Source organism: Stenotrophomonas maltophilia (genome assembly GCF_001274595.1).
Taxonomy (GTDB): domain Bacteria; phylum Pseudomonadota; class Gammaproteobacteria; order Xanthomonadales; family Xanthomonadaceae; genus Stenotrophomonas; species Stenotrophomonas forensis.
Genome location: NZ_CP011010.1, coordinates 2,301,781 through 2,320,786 on the forward strand (window position 1 = coordinate 2,301,781; position 19,006 = coordinate 2,320,786).

General features: G+C 67.6%; 17 protein-coding genes and 1 pseudogene. 10 read left to right on the top strand and 8 right to left on the bottom strand.

The genetic code is table 11. The features are described 5' to 3' along the window. Positions 1-263 precede the first annotated feature (263 nt). From VN11_RS10650 to VN11_RS10690, 9 genes are all read left to right on the top strand, one after another. On the top strand, positions 264-1,292 hold the full coding sequence (locus VN11_RS10650) for an alpha/beta hydrolase (RefSeq protein ID WP_053449707.1): 1,029 nt from the start codon (positions 264-266) through the stop codon (positions 1,290-1,292). A 122-nt stretch (positions 1,293-1,414) separates the two neighbouring features. Next, positions 1,415-2,791, top strand: coding sequence for a YncE family protein (locus VN11_RS10655; RefSeq protein ID WP_053449708.1), 1,377 nt, complete (start codon positions 1,415-1,417; stop codon positions 2,789-2,791). A 51-nt stretch (positions 2,792-2,842) separates the two neighbouring features. After that, entirely contained in the window at positions 2,843-3,889 is a 1,047-nt protein-coding gene (locus tag VN11_RS10660) for a heme/hemin ABC transporter substrate-binding protein (RefSeq protein WP_053449709.1), read from the top strand. Further along, positions 3,886-4,929 (top strand): FecCD family ABC transporter permease, encoded by a 1,044-nt coding sequence (locus VN11_RS10665; protein WP_053449710.1) that lies wholly within the window; start codon positions 3,886-3,888, stop codon positions 4,927-4,929. The genes VN11_RS10660 and VN11_RS10665 overlap by 4 nt, the downstream gene beginning before the upstream one ends. Beyond that, complete coding sequence (locus VN11_RS10670; protein ID WP_053449711.1) at positions 4,926-5,687, top strand: heme ABC transporter ATP-binding protein; 762 nt, start codon at positions 4,926-4,928, stop codon at positions 5,685-5,687. The genes VN11_RS10665 and VN11_RS10670 overlap by 4 nt, the downstream gene beginning before the upstream one ends. Positions 5,688-5,751: 64 nt before the next feature. Next, a complete protein-coding gene (locus VN11_RS10675; RefSeq protein WP_053449712.1) occupies positions 5,752-6,501 on the top strand; it encodes a hypothetical protein in 750 nt (249 codons plus the stop codon). A 400-nt stretch (positions 6,502-6,901) separates the two neighbouring features. Next, positions 6,902-8,938, top strand: coding sequence for an elongation factor G (gene fusA / locus VN11_RS10680; protein ID WP_053449713.1), 2,037 nt, complete (start codon positions 6,902-6,904; stop codon positions 8,936-8,938). A 200-nt stretch (positions 8,939-9,138) separates the two neighbouring features. Next, complete coding sequence (locus VN11_RS10685; protein ID WP_005409616.1) at positions 9,139-9,411, top strand: hypothetical protein; 273 nt, start codon at positions 9,139-9,141, stop codon at positions 9,409-9,411. A gap of 110 nt (positions 9,412-9,521) precedes the next feature. Then, a complete protein-coding gene (locus VN11_RS10690; RefSeq protein ID WP_053449714.1) occupies positions 9,522-10,277 on the top strand; it encodes a SapC family protein in 756 nt (251 codons plus the stop codon). Here the strand turns inward: VN11_RS10690 and VN11_RS10695 are convergent, their stop codons facing one another. The 3 genes from VN11_RS10695 to VN11_RS10705 form a co-directional block, all read right to left on the bottom strand. After that, positions 10,278-12,599, bottom strand: coding sequence for an ATP-binding protein (locus VN11_RS10695; protein ID WP_080374909.1), 2,322 nt, complete (start codon positions 12,597-12,599; stop codon positions 10,278-10,280). Continuing rightward, complete coding sequence (locus VN11_RS10700) at positions 12,596-13,222, bottom strand: response regulator transcription factor (protein WP_053451300.1); 627 nt, start codon at positions 13,220-13,222, stop codon at positions 12,596-12,598. Before VN11_RS10700 ends, VN11_RS10695 begins: the two co-directional genes overlap by 4 nt. Positions 13,223-13,383: 161 nt before the next feature. Then, positions 13,384-13,980 carry an ArsR/SmtB family transcription factor gene (locus VN11_RS10705; protein WP_080374910.1) on the bottom strand — a complete coding sequence of 199 codons (597 nt, stop codon included), beginning with the start codon at positions 13,978-13,980 and terminating at the stop codon, positions 13,384-13,386. A 40-nt stretch (positions 13,981-14,020) separates the two neighbouring features. On the opposite strand from VN11_RS10705, the gene VN11_RS10710 reads away from it, so the two are divergent. Next, a complete protein-coding gene (locus VN11_RS10710; protein WP_053449716.1) occupies positions 14,021-15,493 on the top strand; it encodes a serine hydrolase domain-containing protein in 1,473 nt (490 codons plus the stop codon). Between the two features lie 59 nt (positions 15,494-15,552). Here VN11_RS10710 and VN11_RS10715 read toward each other — a convergent pair. The 5 genes and pseudogenes from VN11_RS10715 to VN11_RS10735 all read right to left on the bottom strand — a co-directional run. Then, positions 15,553-15,939: pseudogene (locus VN11_RS10715) on the bottom strand (response regulator); the annotation flags it as partial. A gap of 124 nt (positions 15,940-16,063) precedes the next feature. Further along, the gene (locus VN11_RS10720; RefSeq protein WP_053449717.1) at positions 16,064-16,597 is read right to left on the bottom strand and encodes a lipocalin family protein; all 534 of its coding nucleotides are present in this window, start codon (positions 16,595-16,597) and stop codon (positions 16,064-16,066) included. An 8-nt stretch (positions 16,598-16,605) separates the two neighbouring features. Then, positions 16,606-17,679, bottom strand: a complete 1,074-nt coding sequence (locus VN11_RS10725; protein ID WP_053449718.1) for an SAM-dependent methyltransferase — start codon at positions 17,677-17,679, stop codon at positions 16,606-16,608. Continuing rightward, on the bottom strand, positions 17,676-18,461 hold the full coding sequence (locus VN11_RS10730; protein ID WP_053449719.1) for a DUF1295 domain-containing protein: 786 nt from the start codon (positions 18,459-18,461) through the stop codon (positions 17,676-17,678). The genes VN11_RS10725 and VN11_RS10730 overlap by 4 nt, the downstream gene beginning before the upstream one ends. Continuing rightward, complete coding sequence (locus VN11_RS10735; protein ID WP_053449720.1) at positions 18,458-19,006, bottom strand: DUF2878 domain-containing protein; 549 nt, start codon at positions 19,004-19,006, stop codon at positions 18,458-18,460. Before VN11_RS10735 ends, VN11_RS10730 begins: the two co-directional genes overlap by 4 nt.

The following is a 19,006-nucleotide window of genomic DNA, read 5'->3' on the forward strand; positions in this document are numbered from 1 at the left end:
GATCCGATCCCATGGCGGTCGTGGCGCGGATGAACGCGGCCCGGACGGCGGCAGACTGCCCACCCTCCATGGCAGCGTTGGAAGCGGGGCGGTCCAATGCCCCGGTGGCCGGCAAAATAGGGGAAATTCCGCCCTCTGCGCAAGCGGGCATGCGCGCGCGTGATACACAGTGTGACGTGTGATCGATGTGATAATCATTCGCGTTTGAGGTAGACTGCGGTCCCTTGTGAACCGGCGGCCGTGGGCCGCTTCTGCCGCCGCTGATGAAGCATTTCGTCCTGCCTTCGTGCCGGGGCCCGCTGGCCCGCGGCCTGGCCGTCTTGATGATGGGTCTGCTCCTGTCTACTCCGTACGCCCATGCGCAGCAGCGCAACCCGCTGCAGAAGATCGGCCACACCGTGCTCGACGAGCCGGCGGCCAGCTATCGCTTCGAGCATTTCGTGGTGGACAGCCCCGACCAGCAACGCCGCTGGCGGGTGAACGTGGCGATCCCGGTCCATGCTGGCAAGGCGCCGTTGCCGGTGTTGTATGCGCTGGATGGCAATGCCGTGGCCATGGTGCTGGACCAGCCGATCCTGGCCGAGTTGGCGGCACGCAAGTCACCACCGGTACTGGTGCTGATCGGCTACGACAACGACCTGCGCATCGATTCGAAGGCGCGCACCCGCGACTACACCGCGTGGATCGATCGCGCCGACGACGAGAGCGGCACGACCCAGGCGGCAGGAGGCGGCGCTGCAGCGTTCCTTGATGTGATCGAACGCCGGATCAAGCCGGAAGTCGAGCGCCGCGCACGCATCGATGCGCAGCAGCAAGCGCTGTGGGGCCACTCGCTGGGTGGGCTGTTCGTGCTCAATGCGCTGTACACCCGTTCGGCGGCGTTCCAGTACTACCTGGCGGCCAGCCCGTCGCTGTGGTGGAGCCAGGGTGCGGCGCTGGGCGATCCTGAACAGCAGTTCGTGCAGAACGTGCACGGCCAGCACGCAAAGCTCTGGTTGATGCTGGGCGGTGCCGAGCGCGTCGGCGATCGCGGCAAGCGCGACATGAACAACCCGCGCGTGGTCGCGCACCTGCGCCGCATCGGCGGCGCCACGCCGGACGCGGCGATGCAGCTGTCCGAGCGGCTGGGCAAGGTGCCCGGGCTGAGCGTGCACTACCGCGAGTTCGACGGCCTCGGCCACGGTCCGATGCTGCCGGCCTCGTTCCACGCTGCGCTGCACGAGTTGTATGGCGTGACCGATCGCAGCGCCGGCGACGGAACTGCCCCTGGCGGTGACAACGCCACCGAATGAATCCCCTCGCACGCGATGCCGTGCGACCCCACTACCCAGGCGAGGCTGCCGACGTGCAGCGGCCCAGGCAACCGATGACTCCCGCGCCACGTGGCGCGGCCTACGTGTGCAAGGAGCCTTCCATGTCGTTCCGTCCGTCTTTCCGTCTCACCTCCCTGGCCGCCGGCCTGCTGCTGGCGGTGACCGCCACCGCGCAGCCGGTATTCGACCAGCCGGCCAATGCCACCTTCAAGGGCCAGGTCGTCTCACGCGGTGAGAACGTGGTTCCCGGCAGCACCGCCGACGTGGTCGGTCGCGGTTTCGTGCCGGGCCAGAAGGTCAGCCTGCTGCGCGGTGACGCTGTGCTCAACACGCAGCCGCTGGTGGTCGATGCCGATGGCAACTTCAAGACCCAGCTGAGCATTCCGGCCGATGCGGTGCCGGGCACCCACCCGGTGGTGGTGCGTGCCAGCCAGCCGGCCGCGGCCACGGTGCTGAAGCTGCGGGTCTCGCCGCAGCTGCCGCTGTCGGGCCAGGCGCAGTTCGCTACCCAGTCCAACAAGCTGGTGCCGGGCCTGTACCAGTCCGCCTACAGCGCCGCCAGCAACGCGGTGTTCGTGACCTCGGCGGTGGGCCGCCCGCCGGTGACCCAGTCGCAGCTGCTGAAGCTGGACCCGAAGACGCTGAAGGTGACCAAGGCGATCACCCCGGCGCAGGTGCCGGGCAGCACCAATGGTGCGGTGTATGCGGTCTACGGCGTCGGCGTGGATGACGCCAACGGCAACGTCTGGGTCACCAATACCCGCCAGAACTCGATCGCGGTCTATCGCCAGAAGGATCTGTCACTGGTCCACCAGTTCCCGGTCGATGCCGTGCCGCACGCGCGCGACGTGGTGGTCGATGGTACCCACGGCAAGGTGTTCGCCTCGGCTACGGGTGAGGACCACCTGTCGGTGTTCGACGCCAAGACCCTCAAGGAGCTGCCGGCGGTGACGCTGGAGTCCGGCGTCGATGACGGCAAGTTCACCCCGATGAGCCTGGTGCTGGACGAGAAGGGCGGCAAGCTGTTCACCGTCAGCATCGGTACGCCGGAAGCGGCGGTGATCGACGTGGCCAGCGGCAAGGTCGACAAGGTCATCGACCTGGGCAATTCGATCAGCGCCTCCGGCGTCGCCTTCGATGCGGCACGCAACCGCCTGTACGTGGCCTCGCAGGGCACCGACAACCTTTTGATCGTCGATGTGGCGGCCGGGAAGGTGCTGCATGACGTGCCGGTCGGTGCCGGTGCACTGAACGTCGCCTTCGACGATGCCTCCGGCCTGGCCTACGTCAGCAACCGCGGCGCCGGCACTGTCACCGTGGTGAATGGCGACGGCAAGGTGGTCGCCAACCTTGATGGCGGCACGCTGCCGAACCACGTCCGCGCCGATGGCAAGGGCAATGTGTTCGCGGTGAACAAGTCGCGCGGTGCCGAAGACCCGAAGGGTGACCGCATCACCCGCATCACCCCGAAGCAGTAAGCCACCGGGCCGGGCGATGCGCGCATCGCCCGGCCAGCAAGGAGAACCTCCATGAACATCGCGTCCCGTCTGCGCCTGTGTGCGCTTCCCCTGGCTGTTTCACTGGCGCTGTCCGCGTGCGGTGGCGCGCCGGCCCCGTCCGAGGGCCAGAAGCCTGCCGAGGCGCCGGCCGCCACGGCGGCGGCTGAAGGTGCCTTGCCAGCAGGCTGGCAGCGCGTGGCCGGTGCCGAGATGCCGGCCGTGCACGACCAGAAGGCGGTGCTGCCGGCCAAGGTGCATTCCGATGACGGCGCCGATATCGAGGTGGCCGACACCAGCCGGATCATCGCCGGTGGCGACGATGTCATTGCGGTGATCGAGGCGCTGGGCCTTGGCAAGCAGGTCTTCGCCGCGCCGACCAACACCACCACCCAGGCGGGCCTGGCCGCGCCGCACCAGTTCCTGTTCAACCGCACCACCGGCGTAGAGGGCGTGCTGAGCCTGCAGGGCTCGCTGTTCCTGGGCAACAGCCTGCGCCGCCATACCGAGCTGGCGAAGAAGCTGCGCGAAGTGGGCGAGCCGGCGGTGGTCATCGACGATCTGCAGCCGGCACCTGACAAGGTGCGCAAGGTGGCCGCTGCACTCGGGCTGGCCGAGGCTGGGCAGGCGCTTGCCACGCAGGTGCAGCGTCAGCTGGACGAGGCTGCAGCGATTGGCAAGGGCCTGGGCCATGCACCACGGGTGATCCACGTTTCGGCCACCGGCGCCGGTGGCGCGCCGACCGTGGCTGGTGCCGACAGCGCTTCGGCTCAGCTGATCGCGCTGGCCGGTGGCGTCAACATCGGTACCGAGGCGGGGGTGAAGAACTATTCGCAGCTGAGCAACGAGGGCGTGGTCGCGGCAGCACCGGAGGTGATCCTGGTGACCGAGCATGACCTGCAGCTGTTCGGTGGGGCCGAAGGCCTGTGGAAGTCCTATCCGACGCTGAAGCAGACCCCGGCCGGGCAGGCCAATCGGGTCTGGGTGATGCCGGATGTGCAGCTGAAGTACACCAGTGTTGGTTCCGGTGCCGGTGCGCTAGCGCTGGCCAAGGCCCTGGCGGCGTTGCCGAAGGCATGAGTCCGGCGGATCGGCGCCGCCGTCGCGGGCGGATGATGTTGATGGTGGCGTTGCTGGCACTGCTGGGGGCGGTGTTGGCGTCGTTTGCCGTGGGTCCGTTGCGGCTGCCACCGCTGGAGGTGGTGCAGGCGCTGGGCGTGAAGCTGGGCCTGCTTGATCCGCAGGCGGTCAGCAGTCGCGACCTGGCCGTGGTCTGGCAGCTGCGTATCCCGCGTGCGCTGCTCGGTGCGATGGTCGGCGCATCGTTGGCGATGGCCGGCGCCAGCCTGCAGGGCTTGTTCGGCAATCCCCTGGCCGATCCGGGCATCGTTGGCGTCAGCCAGGGCGCGGCACTGGGTGCAGTGGCCGCCATCGTGCTCGGTGCTGCCGGTGCGGCGGGCTGGCTGGTGCCGGTCGCCGCGTTCGTTGGCGGCGCACTGGCGATCGGCCTGACCTACGCGTTGGCACGCCCCGGCAAGGGCAGTGGCAATGCCACGCTGCTGCTGGTCGGCATCGCGATGGCGGCGTTCTGCTCGGCGCTGATCGGCTTCCTGACCTACATTGCCAGCGAAAGCGAACTGCAGTCGCTGGTGTTCTGGCAGATGGGTTCGCTGGCACGCGCCAACTGGGCCGATGTGGCAGCGGTGGTGCCGTTGTTCGCGATCGGCGTGTTCGCGTTGCAACGGCTGGCCACGCCCCTCGACATGCTGGCGCTGGGCGAGCGCCAGGCGCAGCACCTCGGGCTGGACGTGACCCGCACCCGTCGCCGCCTGGTCGCGTTCAGTGCGCTGCTGGTGGGCGCGGCGGTGGCCTTTGCCGGTTCGATCAGCTTTGTTGGCCTGGTGGTGCCGCACGTGGCGCGCCTGCTGGTTGGTCCCGGCCATCGCTGGCTGCTGCCGTTGTCCGGCCTGCTGGGCGCACTGCTGATCGTGGTGGCCGATACCGCGGCGCGCACGCTCGACCCGCCGGCGGAGATTCCGCTGGGCCTGTTCTCGGCTGCGCTGGGCGCGCCGTTCTTCCTCTGGCTGGTGCTGCAGCAGCGCCGCAAGGCCGCGCCATGAGCGTGCTGTTGAAACTGCACGAGGTGGTGGTGCGCCGCCAGCAGCGCGAGATCCTGCATGGCATCTCGCTCGCATTCGAGCCGGGGACGGTGACCGCGCTGGTGGGCCCGAATGGCGCGGGCAAATCCACGTTGCTGGCGGTGGCGGCTGGTGATCTTCGCGCCGATGCGGGCGAGGTGAGCCTGCGCGGCAAACCATTGGCAGGCTACAAGGCGGGGCCACTGGCACGCGAGCGCGCGGTGATGCCGCAGGAGCACGGCGTGCGTTTCGCCTTCAGCGTGGAAGAGGTAGTGGCGATGGGGCGCCTGCCGCACCCGCCGGATCCTGTGGCGGATGACGCTCACGTTGAAGGTGCCATCGATGCTGCCGAACTGCAGGCGCTGCGCCTGCGCGAAGTGCAGCAGCTGTCCGGTGGCGAGTCCGCCCGCACCACGTTTGCGCGGGTACTGGCGCAGGACACGCCGCTGCTGCTGCTGGATGAGCCGACCGCCGCGCTGGACCTGCGTCACCAGGAGCGCACCCTGCGCAGCGTGCGTGCCTGTGCCGAAGCCGGCGCCTGCGTGATCGTAGTACTGCACGATCTGAATCTGGCCGCCGGCTATGCCGATCGCATCGTGCTGCTGGAGCAGGGCAGGGTGGCCGCCGACGGTACGCCGCTGCAGGTGCTGACCGAGGACAACCTGCAGCGGGTCTACCAGCAGGATGTGGTGGTGCTGCAGCACCCGCGACGCGGGGTGCCGCTGGTCGTGGTGACCTGAGCGGACGCCCGTGTCACTTCAGCGCGTATCATGGCGGTTTCGTCTTCTTCAATGGACTGATCCCATGTTCCGTACCGCTCCGCGCGGCGTGCTGCTTGCCGCCCTGCTTGCTTCCGTGTGCGCCGCCAACGCGGCTGCCACCTCTCCGGTATCACTGACCGATGCAGCCGAGAACGCCTCGTTGATCGAAACGCGGCATTCAGAGGGTAAGGATGGCGCCGTTACGTCGTTGAAGACGCAGTACTTCGCCAACGAGGAAATGTCGGTGAGCTGGGATGACCAGCAGGTCCTGGTGTTGTGCAAGGAGGCGGCCTATCTGAAGTTGTCTGCGGGCAAGGCGGATGCCGGTTCGCTGACGACCGAGCAGCGGCAGATGATCGTCTACCAGGCACTGATGTCGGGATTGGGTGCGGTGGCAGGAGTGATCGGGCCGGCGGGCGAGGTGGTGGCGGTGGCGGATGACGGCAGCGAAACCCGTGGCGTTGGCGAGAACACGTGGGCGTACGGTGTGGAGCGCCATGACGTCATCACTCAGCGCATGCCGGATGGTGCGCTGCGGGTATGGACGCGCAAGACCGAGACCGTGAACAATGCCAAGCCCGCGTCGCCGGACGACATGTTCAGCACCGAGGACGATCAGGCGGCGAGACTGTCAGAGCTGGTGCCGGTCGGCAGCTGGACCGAGGTGGTGATCCATGGCGGCCCGCGCCAGGCACAGGTGGATCCGGCGATGTCGCTGAAAGGATGGGTCTCGATGGGGGATGACCGTGCAGCGACCGTGGCGGAGGCCCGCACGCTGCATGGGTGCAAGTAAGGCGCCAGGGGCCGATTGCAGCCACCCCTGGGGTGGCTCTGTGGCGGTGCGCATCGTTCCATCAATGTATGCAATATTCACTTGCGCGCCAGATTGGCAGGTTTAGAATGCGCCCCATGAACCGGATGCCGCTCCTGAAGTTTTTCACCCTGACCCGCGCAAGCGCGGAACGGGCGTGTCTGCCTGGAGCCCCACGAGGCCGCTGAGACGGCCATCGCTGGACCTTCCACAGAGCGCCCTTCGGGGCGCTCTTTTCGTTTTCGCAGTTCCATTCCCCGTAACCCGATGTACCCAAGGAGAACGTGCCATGCACCAGATCGCCGAGACCGAACGCTAGCCGCGCACCCTGTCGCCAACCGGGGTGCGCGGCCCCCGAAGTTGGCTTTGCAGGAACCTATTCATGAACACCCAGACCCTTTCCCGTCGCCGCAACCTCGGCATCATTGCCCACATCGACGCCGGCAAGACCACGCTGACCGAACGCCTGCTGTGGAAGAGCGGCGAGATCCATCGCGTCGGCGAAGTGCACGACGGCAATGCGACTACCGATTTCTCGGCGATCGAGCGCGAACGTGGCATCACCATCGGCGCCGCTGCCGTGCAGGCGCAATGGTCGCCGCGCGACCTGCCGTCGCATCGGCTGACCCTGATCGACACCCCCGGCCACATCGACTTCGCCATTGAAGTCGAGCGTTCGCTGCGCGTGCTCGACGGCGCCGTAGCCGTGTTCTCGGCGGTGGATGGCGTGCAGCCGCAGTCCGAGACTGTGTGGCGCCAGGCGCGCCGCCACCGCGTACCACTGATCGCGTTCGTCAACAAGATGGATCGCGTCGGTGCTTCCTTCGAGCGCGTGCTGGAGCAGCTGCAGGACAAGCTGCGCACGCGGCCGTGGGCGCTGGGCGTGCCGTTGGGCAGCGAAAGCGACTTCAACGGCTGGGTCGATCTGGTCGATGAGCGGGTGCTGCAGTGGCACGACGGTGCTGCGGCGACGATCACCCCATGGGACGACGCAGCGCGCAGGCAGTGGCAGGCGCAGCGCGATGCGCTGGTCGAGTCCGTGGCCGACCACGATGAAGCACTTGCCGATGCCTGGCTGGAAGGTCGCGTGATCGATGCGGAACAGCTACGTGCAGCCATCCGGCGCGCAACGTTGGCCGGTGCCGGTGTGCCGGTACTGGCCGGCGCGGCGTTCAAGGACAAGGGCATCGAAACGCTGCTGGACGCGGTGGTCGATTACCTGCCATCGCCGCTGGATCGCCCTGCCGTGGTCGCTGAAAGCGAGGGCCGCGAGGTGGTGCTGCCGCCGGATCCGGACGGTCCGTTGGCCGGCCTGCTGTTCAAGATCACCCACCAGCAGCACGGTGCGCTGAGTTTCGTGCGGCTGTACTCGGGTACCTTGAAGGTCGGCGATGCGGTGGCCAGTTCGCAGCATCCGCAGGGACGGCGTGTGAGCCGCCTGGTGCGGGTGCAGGCCGACCAGACCCACGACATTGAACAGGCCGTGGCCGGTGACATCGTCGCGGTGCTGGGCTGGAAGGATGCGGTCAGTGGCGAAACGTTGAGCGGCCGTGCGCAGCCGTTGCGCCTGGAGAACATCCAGGCACAGGCGCCGGTGCTGGCATGGCGGTTGGAGCCGGCGCGTGCCGCCGACCTGATCCGGATGGCGCAGGGGCTGGCCAGCCTGGCCCAGGAGGACCCGTCGTTCCGCGTCGAAACCGATCGCGATACGGCCGAAACCCTGGTCTGGGGCATGGGCGAACTGCACCTGGAGGTGATGGTCGAGCGCCTGCGCAGCGAATGGAAGGTCGAGGTGGGCGTGGGCGCACCGCGCGTGGCCTACCAGGAGACGCCGATGCGTGCAGTGGCCGGCGTGGTCGGCCGGCTGGTCAAGCAGACCGGCGGCCAGGGGCAGTTCGCGCAGGTGGTGCTGGACGTGGCGCCGCGCGAGGACGGTGAGGTCGTGTTCAACGATCGCATCGTCGGTGGCGTGGTGCCGCGCAGCTTCATCGCGGCGGTGGAGAAGGGCGTGCGCGCCGCGCTGTCGGAAGGCCCGCAGGGGCATCCGGTGGTCGGCATCGAGGTCAGCCTGGTCGATGGACAGACCCATGCCAAGGATTCCTCGGAAATGGCGTTCCATCGCGCCGGCGCCGAGGCGATCAAGGCGGCACTGGCAGAAGGCGGCACGCAGCTGCTGGAGCCGGTGATGGCGGTGACGGTACATTCGCCCTCGGCGTCGGTGGGCGACGTGGTCGGTGACCTCAATCGCCGTCACGGCCGCATCGCCCGCATCGAGGACCAGGACGGTCGCGCCGAGGTCAGCGGATTCGCACCGTTGGCGCAGCTGGTGGGCTACACCACCTCGCTGCGTTCGCTCAGCCAGGGGCGGGCCAGCAGCGAGGCGCATCTGCACGGTTACGAGCCCGTACGCGCTGCATGAGGAAGGTGAAGGGAGCCCGTTCGCGGGCTCCCTTTTTGCGTGGGCCTTGGTGAGGCATCCGCGCGTGGCGTGGTTCTGCTGCCGGAGGCGTGATGCATTTGCACTGCATTGCAACAAAACTGCAGAAAAAGCTGGATTAAAGTGATGCCTCACGATAAATTGCGCACCCCCCGTTGCTCGCCGCCGCCCGCACCCTGCCCATGCGTGATGACAAAGACCCCGGAACCCTGGAGCTGACCCTGCCGCGCAAGCGCGGTCGTCCGCCCAAGTTCGGGTACGCAATGAGTGATGCACAGCGGGCTGCGCGCTACCGTGCGCGCAGGGCAGGGCAGGCCAATCACGCCGATGTGCGCTCGTGCTCGGACATGGTGCTGCTGGACAAGATCCGCGCTGCGGTGAGCGCCCGCGATACCGAACTGGCCGGTTTTCTCGTCCACGTGCTGTGGCAGCGATACCCCCTGCAGCTGAAATAGGCCCTCGGCGGGGTGGCCCTTGTCAGCGAGCTTGTTGATAATGCGGGATTCAGGTTGTTCCCGCTGGCGCGCCCGGGATGGCAGGCGCGCATGATCGAACGGTTCCCAAGATGACCACCACCAGCGACACCACCACCGAAGCGGCGCCGAACGGCGCTCCCCTGTTCTACACCCGTCCGGTGCCGCTGCAGGCCGATGTGCACGCCGATCTGCGCGTCCTGCCGGGCAAGCTCGAGTTCGCCGCCGGCAACAACGCCATTCCGCTGGTGCTGGGCGAGTTCTCGCTGGCGCTGCACCACTTCCCGATCCTGTTCGCCGGCCCGACCGCGGTGCCGATGGCTGCCGTCGGCGTGTCGGAAGAGAACCTGTTCATCAAGGACGGCCTGTGGGAAGACGAGGCCTACATCCCGGCCTACCTGCGTCGCCATCCCTTCATCTTCATCGACACCGGTGCGGACAACGACTTCCTGCTGGGCATCGATGAAGAGAGCCCGCGCGTGGTCAAGGGCGGTGACGAAGGCCAGCCGCTGTTCGTCGACGGCAAGGCCACCGACATGGTGCAGCAGGCGCTGGAATTCTGCGGCCAGTTCACCCGTGAGCACGAGCAGACCCAGGCCTTCTCCAAGGCCCTCATCGACAACGGCCTGCTGGTCGAGCGCAACGCCACCGTGCGTACCCCGGATGGCCGCGAGTTCAACCTCAATGGTTTCCAGGTGGTCGACGTCGAAAAGTTCGTTGCGCTGCCGGAAGCCACCGTGGTCGAGTGGCACCGCAGCGGCTGGCTGGCGCTGATCCACCAGCACCTGATGTCGCTGGGTCGCTTCAATGACCTGACCCGTCGCCAGGTCGAGCGTCTGGCCGCCTGATCAGTTGGCAGGCATGGCTTCCGCAGTGCGGGAGCCATGCCAGTGCCACAGCAACTGCAGCAGTCGCCGCGCGTCGATCCAGTCCGTCGCGGCATCATGACCCAGTTCCCACAGATCGGCCGCGATGTCGGCCTGGGCAGCGGCGCCACAGATCTGAAGTGTCCCTTGCAGGCGGTGCGCATGATGGCGCATGGCCCTTGCATCGTGATCGGCCAGCGCCCGCTCGATGCCTTCCAGTTCGCCGCGGATATCGGCCAGATGGACGTGGTCCAGCGCTGCCAGGGGCGTGCGGGCTGCAATACCGGTGATGGGCGTCAGCTGCAGCGCCTGCAGCAGGTGCGCAACCTGCAGGGGTTTGGTCAGAACGGCGTCGAATCCGGCCTTGCGCGAGCGCGCCAGGTGCCTGCGCCCGGTACGGGCGGACAGCGCCACCAGCCGCAGCGGCCCACTGGCCTGGCTGCGCAGTTGCTGCGCCAGTGCGTAGCCATCCATGCCCTGCAGGCCGATATCCAGCAGCACGATCCTGCGCGGGCTGCGGCTCTGCTCGTCCAGTGCGCCTGCCGCGTCGGCAACGGCACGCACGCTCGCACCGAACCGACGCAACTGCTCGGCGATGATCTGCCGGTTCAATGCATGGTCTTCAACCAGCAGAAGGTCGAGGCCGGCAAGTGGACGGCCGGCGGCAGGGTCCTCTGCGGGCGCAACATCGTCGCCGGCGGCCTGTATCGGCAGGCACAGGGTGAAGCGGCTGCCGCGTCCCACGACGCTGTGCACGGTGAGGTCGCCGCGCATGGCGCGGGCCAGTTCGCGGGCGATGGAAAGGCCCAGGCCGCTGCCGCCGCGCATCTGGCCGTCCTCGCCCTGCTGGAAGGCGCGGAACAGCCGCTCGGCGTGCCGGGCATCAATGCCGATGCCGCTGTCGATCACGTCCAGCACCAGTGCCCGCGGCTGGACCGGCGGCATCAGTTGCACGCGCAGATCGATGCCGCCCACATCGGTGAACTTCACCGCGTTGCCAAGCAGGTTGTCGACAATCTGCCGCAGTGCTTCTGCATCGAGTGCGATCGTCGGCGCAGGGTCGGGGCTGCAGTCGAATCGAAGCTGCAATCCCTTCAGCCGGGCCTGTGGCCGGATCGCGTCGAGCGATTGCTGGCAGAGAAATGCCACATCGCAGGCGCCCACATGCGGCTTGAAGCCTCCGCCAGCCAGGCGCGAGAAATCCAGTGAACGGTTCAACAGGCTGCGCAGCGAGCGCCCGGCGGCCGTGGCGGCCGCCAGCAGTTCGCGCTGACCGCTGGCCAGGGGTGACCGGCCCAGCAGGTCGATCGACATCAGCATCGCCTGCGCCGAATTGCGCATCTCATGGCTGACCATGCCTGCCGCGCGGGCATGGCGACGGCGTTCGCGCCTGGTGCGACGGGCCGCGACGTGCCACAGGATCGGCAGGCCGGCCAGCACTGCAATCAAGGCCAGAAGCCAGTGCGGCGGTGGCATGCGCATCTGATCGAACATCCGCTGGATCGAGGCGGGCAGTGCCTGCCGGGCCCAGAGCTGCAGAAGGCCGGCATGCTCTTCCAGCGTGATGTCCTGCAGTGCCTGGTCGATGCGCGCCAGCAGTTGGCGGTCAATGCTGCGCACCAGCAGGTACAGGTCGGTGGAGAACGCGCTTTCGAAGGGCTGCAGTTGCAGCGTGCCGCCGAAGTGTCGCCGGATCATCGGTTGCAGCGTCGATTCCAGGCCAATTGCGACATCGGCGGCACCTGTTTCAACGGCCACCAGTGTTGCGTGCCGATCGGGCAGGTGCAGCAGGCGGAGGTGTGGATGATGCGCCTGCAGCCACTCGGCGTAGGGCCCGCCATTGACGACGGCCAGTGTGCGTCCTTCCAGTTGTGCAACATCGTGCGGGAGGCGCCCTCCGTTCCGGCCGGCCAGGACGGTCCTGCCGCCGCGGAAGGGAGTGGAGGCAACAAGGTTGGCGCAGGGCTGGTGCAGTGGCCTGACCGCGCCGATGACCAGTACCAGGTCGGCATCGCCCCGGCATACCGCGACTACCGAGGAGCCCGTGCTGGGGTAGGGGTGTTCGGTGAAGCGCAGCTGCGAGTGGCGTGCCACAAGCGTGGCGTAGCCATGGGCAAGGGTGGGCAGCGGAGCCGTATCAGCCAGCGCCGGTGGCAAGGGGCGCAGCGAGGGCGCGGTGGCCACGCGGACCTCGCGGCCCGCCACCCATCGTTGCGACGGTGCATCCCTGGCCGAGACCGTCGGCAACAGGAGCAGGGCCAGCAGCAGGACAGGGGCGAAGTGCGGGCGATGGCGCCGGCTCACAGTGCCTCCAGCTGATGTCGCATGGCATAGATCTCTGCATCGTTGCGCAGGCCCAGCTTGCGTAGCGCGGACTTCTTCTGCGTGCTGACCGTCTTGATGCTGCGATGGCGCAACTGGGCGATCTCCGAGACGGTAAGGCCGGCCAGCAGCAGGTGAAGCACTTCACGTTCGTTGCGGCTGAGATCTTCGCCGTCTGCCGGATGCCGGCAGTCGGGAGGCAGCCGGTCCAGCCCCAGCGACACGCGTACTATTGCCTCGGACAATAGTGGCAGCGGCTCGGCCTTGCTGACCACGCCGCTGACGCCGGCGTCGATCAGGGGGCCGATATGTATGCTGGGTGACAGGGTGGCGAAGGCCAGCAGGGGAATGGCGGGGAACGTCGCGCGCAGCAGCTCCACCAGCGCCATGCAGTCGCGGTCCCCGCGCGCCAGAGTGAGGTCGATGATGGCCACATCCACTGGCGTTGCATGCAGGTCCTGGATGAACGCGTCGCTGTGGCCGTGGCTGGCAACAATGCTGAAGCGGGCGTCCTGGGACAGGTGCAGTGCGGTACCGCGACGGACCACTTCGTGATCGTCCAATAGTGCCAGGCGCAACAGGCGCGGTGCAGGATATCCATTCATGCGCACAGAGGTGGTCAGCGCCCGCGGGCGTGGCGATCATTCTGGCGCCGTTGTCATGCCGCACATCGAATTTGTCGGATTTTTGCGATTATTCCTAAGTTTCGATCGTCAATGAATATTGAATCGGGCAATGTTCATTGATGGCGGCGATGCATGGACGGTCAGGTCGAGGGTCCACGCGGCCTGTGTGCGGCGGGCGCCATCAGTACGGTCAGCAGCAGGGGGTCACCCTGCGTGCCGGCGTCGAGCGCGGTGGCCTCAAGCGCTTCGATCAATGCGTTGATGCGGGCGAGTTGCTCGTCATCGGCGCGGAAGGACAGGTGCCTGACCGCGCAGTTGCGCTGTGGCCCTTCAAAGCGGGCGGCGGCCTGGGTGGCGGCCGAGGCGAACGCGCGCAGGGTGGCGGCGACCACGCGTGTCGCCACGCGGACAAGGCTCCGCCGGCCGGATGGGGTGCGCACCGCGTCACGGGAGGACAGCTGAGCTGAGGCCGCCGCGTAGACCGCTTCGGGGCGGCGGCCGGTGTCGCGATGTTCGGTGATGCGCACCAGGCCGTGCTTCTGCAGGTGCGCCAGGTGGTGGTAGAGCGCGGTGGCGGGGCGGCCCAGGCGCTCGGCCAGTTCGCGGATGCTGGCCGGACCCTCCGCGTCCAGGCGCTGCAGTATCGCCATCCGTGCGGGCGAGGCCATCGCGGCAAGCTGGGCGGGTGTCAGCTTGAGCGGTGCTGGGCTGGAGTGGCTTGCAGTGGCGGATTTCATAATTCAAACTATAGTTCAAATTTGAATAATAGGGGCGGGAATGCGCACGGCACGCTTTTGGATGGCCCTGGCGGGCCTGCTGCTGGTGACGATCGGCAGTGCCCGGCCCGCTGTTGCCACGGAAGGGCCGCGCGGCGATGCCGCGAGCAGGGCGAGCGCCCCACTGGATGCGGCCGCGATCCAGGGGATCGACCGCGGCGTCGGCCAGGTCATGCGCCGCTTCAGTGTTCCCGGTGCGGCGGTGATGGTGCTCCAGGACGGGCGCTTGATTCACGCCAAGGCCTATGGCCAGCGCGACCTGGCGCGGGGCCTGGCGGTGCGCACCGACACGCCCTTCGAGATCGGCTCGATCACCAAGCAGTTCACCGCCGCTGCGGTCGTGCAACTGCAGGAGGCCGGCAAGCTCAGCCTGGATGATCCGCTGGCCAGGTACCTGCCGGACGCCCCGCACGCGCATGAGGTGACCCTGCGCCAGCTGCTGTCCCACACCAGCGGCCTGCACGACTATTTCGACGGTCCCGAACAGGAGGTCGATGCCCTGGTGACGCAGCCGGTTGCGTTTGATCGGCTGATCGCGCGCATCCGCGATCGTCCTCTCGATTTCGCGCCGGGCAGCCGCTGGTCGTACTCCAATACCGGGTACATCCTGCTCGGCCGGGTGATCGAGGTGGTATCGGGCGAGCGTTACGTCGACTACGTGCGCCGGCATCTGCTGGAGCCGCTGGACATGCGGCTCACCTTCACCCTCGCCGATACGGAGCGACTGCAGGACATGGCGGTGGGGTACCGGCACGAGGCGGGCGTCCTGCGCCGATCACCCTATTTCCACCCGGACTGGAGTGGCGCTGCCGGCTTTCTGGTCAGTACGCTGGACGATCTCGCGCGCTGGGATCGTGGCCTGAGCGGGGGGCGGGTGGTCAGCCAGGCCGGCTACCGCGAAATGATCACGCCGGTTCACACCGCTGAGGGCGGTAGCGCCGACTATGGGCTCGGGTTGTTCGTCAATGCGGTCTACGGCCAGGCCAGGATCGGCCATACCGGCGGCTCGCAGGGGTTCACCACCGCCGACGAGTACTTCCCCGCGCTTGGGCTGCGCATCATTGCTTTCACCAATCTGGGGGACAAGACGCCGGAGGCCGGCATCACGCTGACCAATGCGGTCTTCAGTGCGCTCCATCCCGCCATCGTCGCTGCGTGGAGCCAGCCCGCGGCTGGCGAAGACGCCGCCGTGACGGCACGGGCACGGGCCACGTTTGAACAGTTGCAGGCCGGGCGCGGCTATGCGGATTTCAGCGCGAACCTGCGTACAAGGCTGGAGGCGGGGCTGGGTGCCGGGTTGGCGAAGGCGGTCGGGCCCTATGGCAAGCCGGACGCCCTGGTCTTCAAGGGCACGCAGGCCAGCGAGAAGGGCACGATGTACCGCTACGTGGCGACGTTCGGCCCCGGCGTCTTCATGCCCTACATGATCCGCCCCGACGAAGAAGGCAGGGTTGCAGGGTTCGCGCTGGATTGAGTGCCGGGAGCGGCTGCCTCCTGTGGGTGCGCTGGATTGCGAGGGGCGCCTTCCGGCCCCGGCGATGCAATGGCGGGGCTGCCGCTGATGGCTTGCTGCACGGCTCGCTGCAGCTTTTCGAGATGGAATGGCTTGGCAACGAACGGGGCGCCGCGATGCCGTGCCGGCACCAGCTGGTCATAGACCGCCGACACGAACAGATAGGGCACGCCGAGCGCGGCCAGGCGATCGGCGACCGGGAACACCACGCCGTCGCGCAGCTCGATATCCAGCACGGCGCCGTCGAACTGCCGGGTGTCGAGCAGGCCCAGTGCATCGAACACGCTGTAGGCATGCGTGACCTGGTCGCCCTCTTGCTGCAGCGCCTGCTCCATCAGTGTGGCCAGGTCGAACTGGTCCTCCACCAGCAGCAGGTTGCAGATGTGCGGGCGGGATTCGGGATGCATGCCGGTGGTGCCTGTTTCACGTGGGGAACCGCAGTGTGCGACCTTCCGCATCAACAGCGTGGATGCGCAGTGTCAGCCTGGTGCGAAGTGCTGGGCGAGCGGCCACGCAGGGCCACAGCAGGGGTCATCGCACCGACTGCGGTACCCGTCGCAGCTTCCGGGTGTCATAGCCCATTGCCGCGATGCGTTGCACCGCCTGCTGGTAGTCGCTGTCCGAGACCTGTGGCGTGCGTGCCATGTACCAGACGTAGTCGCGCTTGCTGCGCGCCACGATGGTCTGGCCGTAGTCATCGGCCAGCCAGGCGATGATGTACTCGGCCTGGATCGGCCAGATGAACTGCATGCCCCAGACGGCGCCGTTTCCTTCCCTCTCTACCCGGCCGATGGGGTGCATCGACTTCTGTGGCGCGTCGAAGCTGCCCTTGCGATAGGTGAAGGTGGTCTGGATGCGCCCATCGGGCCGCAGTGCGTAACTCTCGACGGCATCGAAGGCCTCGCGCTCGGGACGCGAGGGAATGTGGGCGATCACGTACCAGTCGCCCATGAATCGAGGCACGTCCACCGATGGCGGGCGTGGCAGGGGGCGTGTGTCATTGGAGCTGCAACCGGTACCGAACAGTCCGACCGCCAGCAGCGGGAGCAACGGGAAAATGCGCATGCGACACCTCAGCGGGGACGGAACAGGTAATGGGCCACCAGCCACTGCTGGCCATCGTCGTAGCCGAACAGTTCAGCGCAGGCCATCCAGAACATGCGCCAGCGCTGCCACCAGATCCGTGCGGCCGCTTCGCCGTAGGTAGCAACCAGCACCGGCATCACGCGGTCGCGGGCCGCATCCTGGTTGGCCAGCCAATGATCGGCGGTGCGCTGGTAATGGGTGCCATCGATCAGCCAACGCTGCTCCAGCTGCAGGTCGCGCTGGAAGTGCAGCAGGGTATCGGCGGCAGGCATCAGCCCGCCGGTGAAGAAATGCCGGCCCATCCAGTTGTCGCCGCCGTCGGTTTCGAACGGATACATCAGCGTGCGGTGCGCGAAGATATGCACGAACAGCGCGCCGTCCGGCTTCAGCCACTGCGCGATGCGCGCGAGCAGGCGCTGGTAGTTGCGCACGTGTTCGAACATTTCCACCGAGACGCAGCGGTCGAACTGCGCGTGTGGCAGTTCCAGCTGATTGACGTCGCGGGTGAGCACCTCGACGTTGTGCAGCCCACGCGACGCACACTGCGCCAGGATGTGCTGGCGCTGGCTGTTCGAGTTGGACACGGCGGTGATCCGGGCGAGCGGATAGCGCTCGGCCATCCACAGGGTCAGCGAGCCCCAGCCGCAACCCAGCTCCAGGATGTGTTGGCCATCGGCCAGCCCGGCACGTTCGCCGTACAGGGCCAGCATCGCGTCTTCGGCCTGGTCCAGCGTCTCGTTGCCGGTCGGGTAGTAGCAACTGCTGTACTTCAGCTGCCTGCCCAGGCAAGCCTGGAAGAAGGCGGCGGGCACCTCGTAGTGCTGGCGGTTGGCGGCATCGGCATGCAGCGCCAGTGGGCTGTCGGCCAATTCGGCGATGCGGCGGTTGAAGCGGGCCGACTGGCCCTCGATGCCGCCCTCGGCTTCCTCGTGCAGGCGCTGCGCGCACAGGCGCCGGATGCCGGCGCGCAAGGCTGCATCCGGAACCCAGCCGCGCTCGGCCCAGGCGATCAGCCCGCTCTCACCCGCTTCGGTGGGGTTCTGTGACGGGATCGCGTTCATGCGGAATGCTCCTTGGAAGGCCGGGGGAACCAGGGGAAGAACATCGGGGTCGTGCGCTGATACTCGCGGTAGTCATCGCCGCGACTACGCAGGGCCTGCTTTTCGGTGAACGGAATACCGCTGAGGTAGCGCAGGAATACATACATCAGCAGCGGTCCAAGCCAGGCCATCCACCACAGTGGCGAACCCACGGCCAACAGCACATAGGTGAACCAGTGCAGCCATTCGAAGAAATAGTTCGGGTGCCGCGAGTAGCGCCACAGGCCATCCCGGCAGGTGCGGCCCTTGTTGGCCGGGTTGGCGCGGAAGCAGGCCAGTTGGCGGTCGGCCAGCGCTTCACCCCCCACGCTGAGCAGCCAGACCCCCGCAGCGGCCACGATCCAGATCGTCAGCCCCGGCCGTGGGTTGGCCGCCACCGCGACGAAGGGCAGGGCGAACAGGATGATCAGCAGGGCCTGGGCCATGAAGAAACCGAAGATCTTTCCCTGGTGGCCGTGCCAGTGCTCGCGCAGGTAGCGATAGCGTCCGTCCTCCGCTTCGTGACGGACCCGATGCCACAGATGCAGGGCGAGGCGGCTGCCCCACACGCCGCCGAGCACGCCCAGCGCCATCCGTGGCACCAGCGCGCCATCGCCAAGCAACGCAAGCAACAGTGCAGATGCACCGACGCCCTTGGCCCACAGCACATCGACTACACCGATGTTTGTGTGGCGGCGTTGCCAGGCCCAGCCCCAGCTCATTATCAGCACGGCGTACAACAGCACCCATAACAGGTCGATCATGACGGCGCTCCAGCGAGGGGTGGCTGCGGCGTGCCGCGCGATCCGCGCCGGGCACGGCTGCACAGCAGGGAAAGCGCGATGCTCCAGCCAACGCCGAGCACGAGCAAGCCGTGCCATGCCGGCGCTGCAAACCGCACCGCGTCGAAGCCGCGCGCAGCAGAGAGGTAGGCCAGCGGGGCCAGCAGCAGGCCGAACAGCATCGGCAGCGCGGCATGCCGCTGCAGGAAGCGCATCGAGGTAGTCAGCGTCATCGCGAACGCCGCCCACAGCGCCATGATCCACGGCGGCGGCGCCCAACCGAACGCGGCGGCGGCATAACGCACCGTGCCGCTGGCCGCTGCGCTGGCGTCGACCAGCCAGGCGCAGGCCAGCGCCCACGCCAGCAGCCGCAGGTCCAGCCTCGGCTGCGGCGAAGTGACCAGTTGGCTGCCGATGTACAGCGACGCAGCCAGCAGTGCGGGCCATTGCCAGCCGCGACCGGCGCCGGCCACGGCGCTCAGCCAGACCAGTTGGTTGCCGAGCAGGTTGGCCCAGAAGCGGCGCAT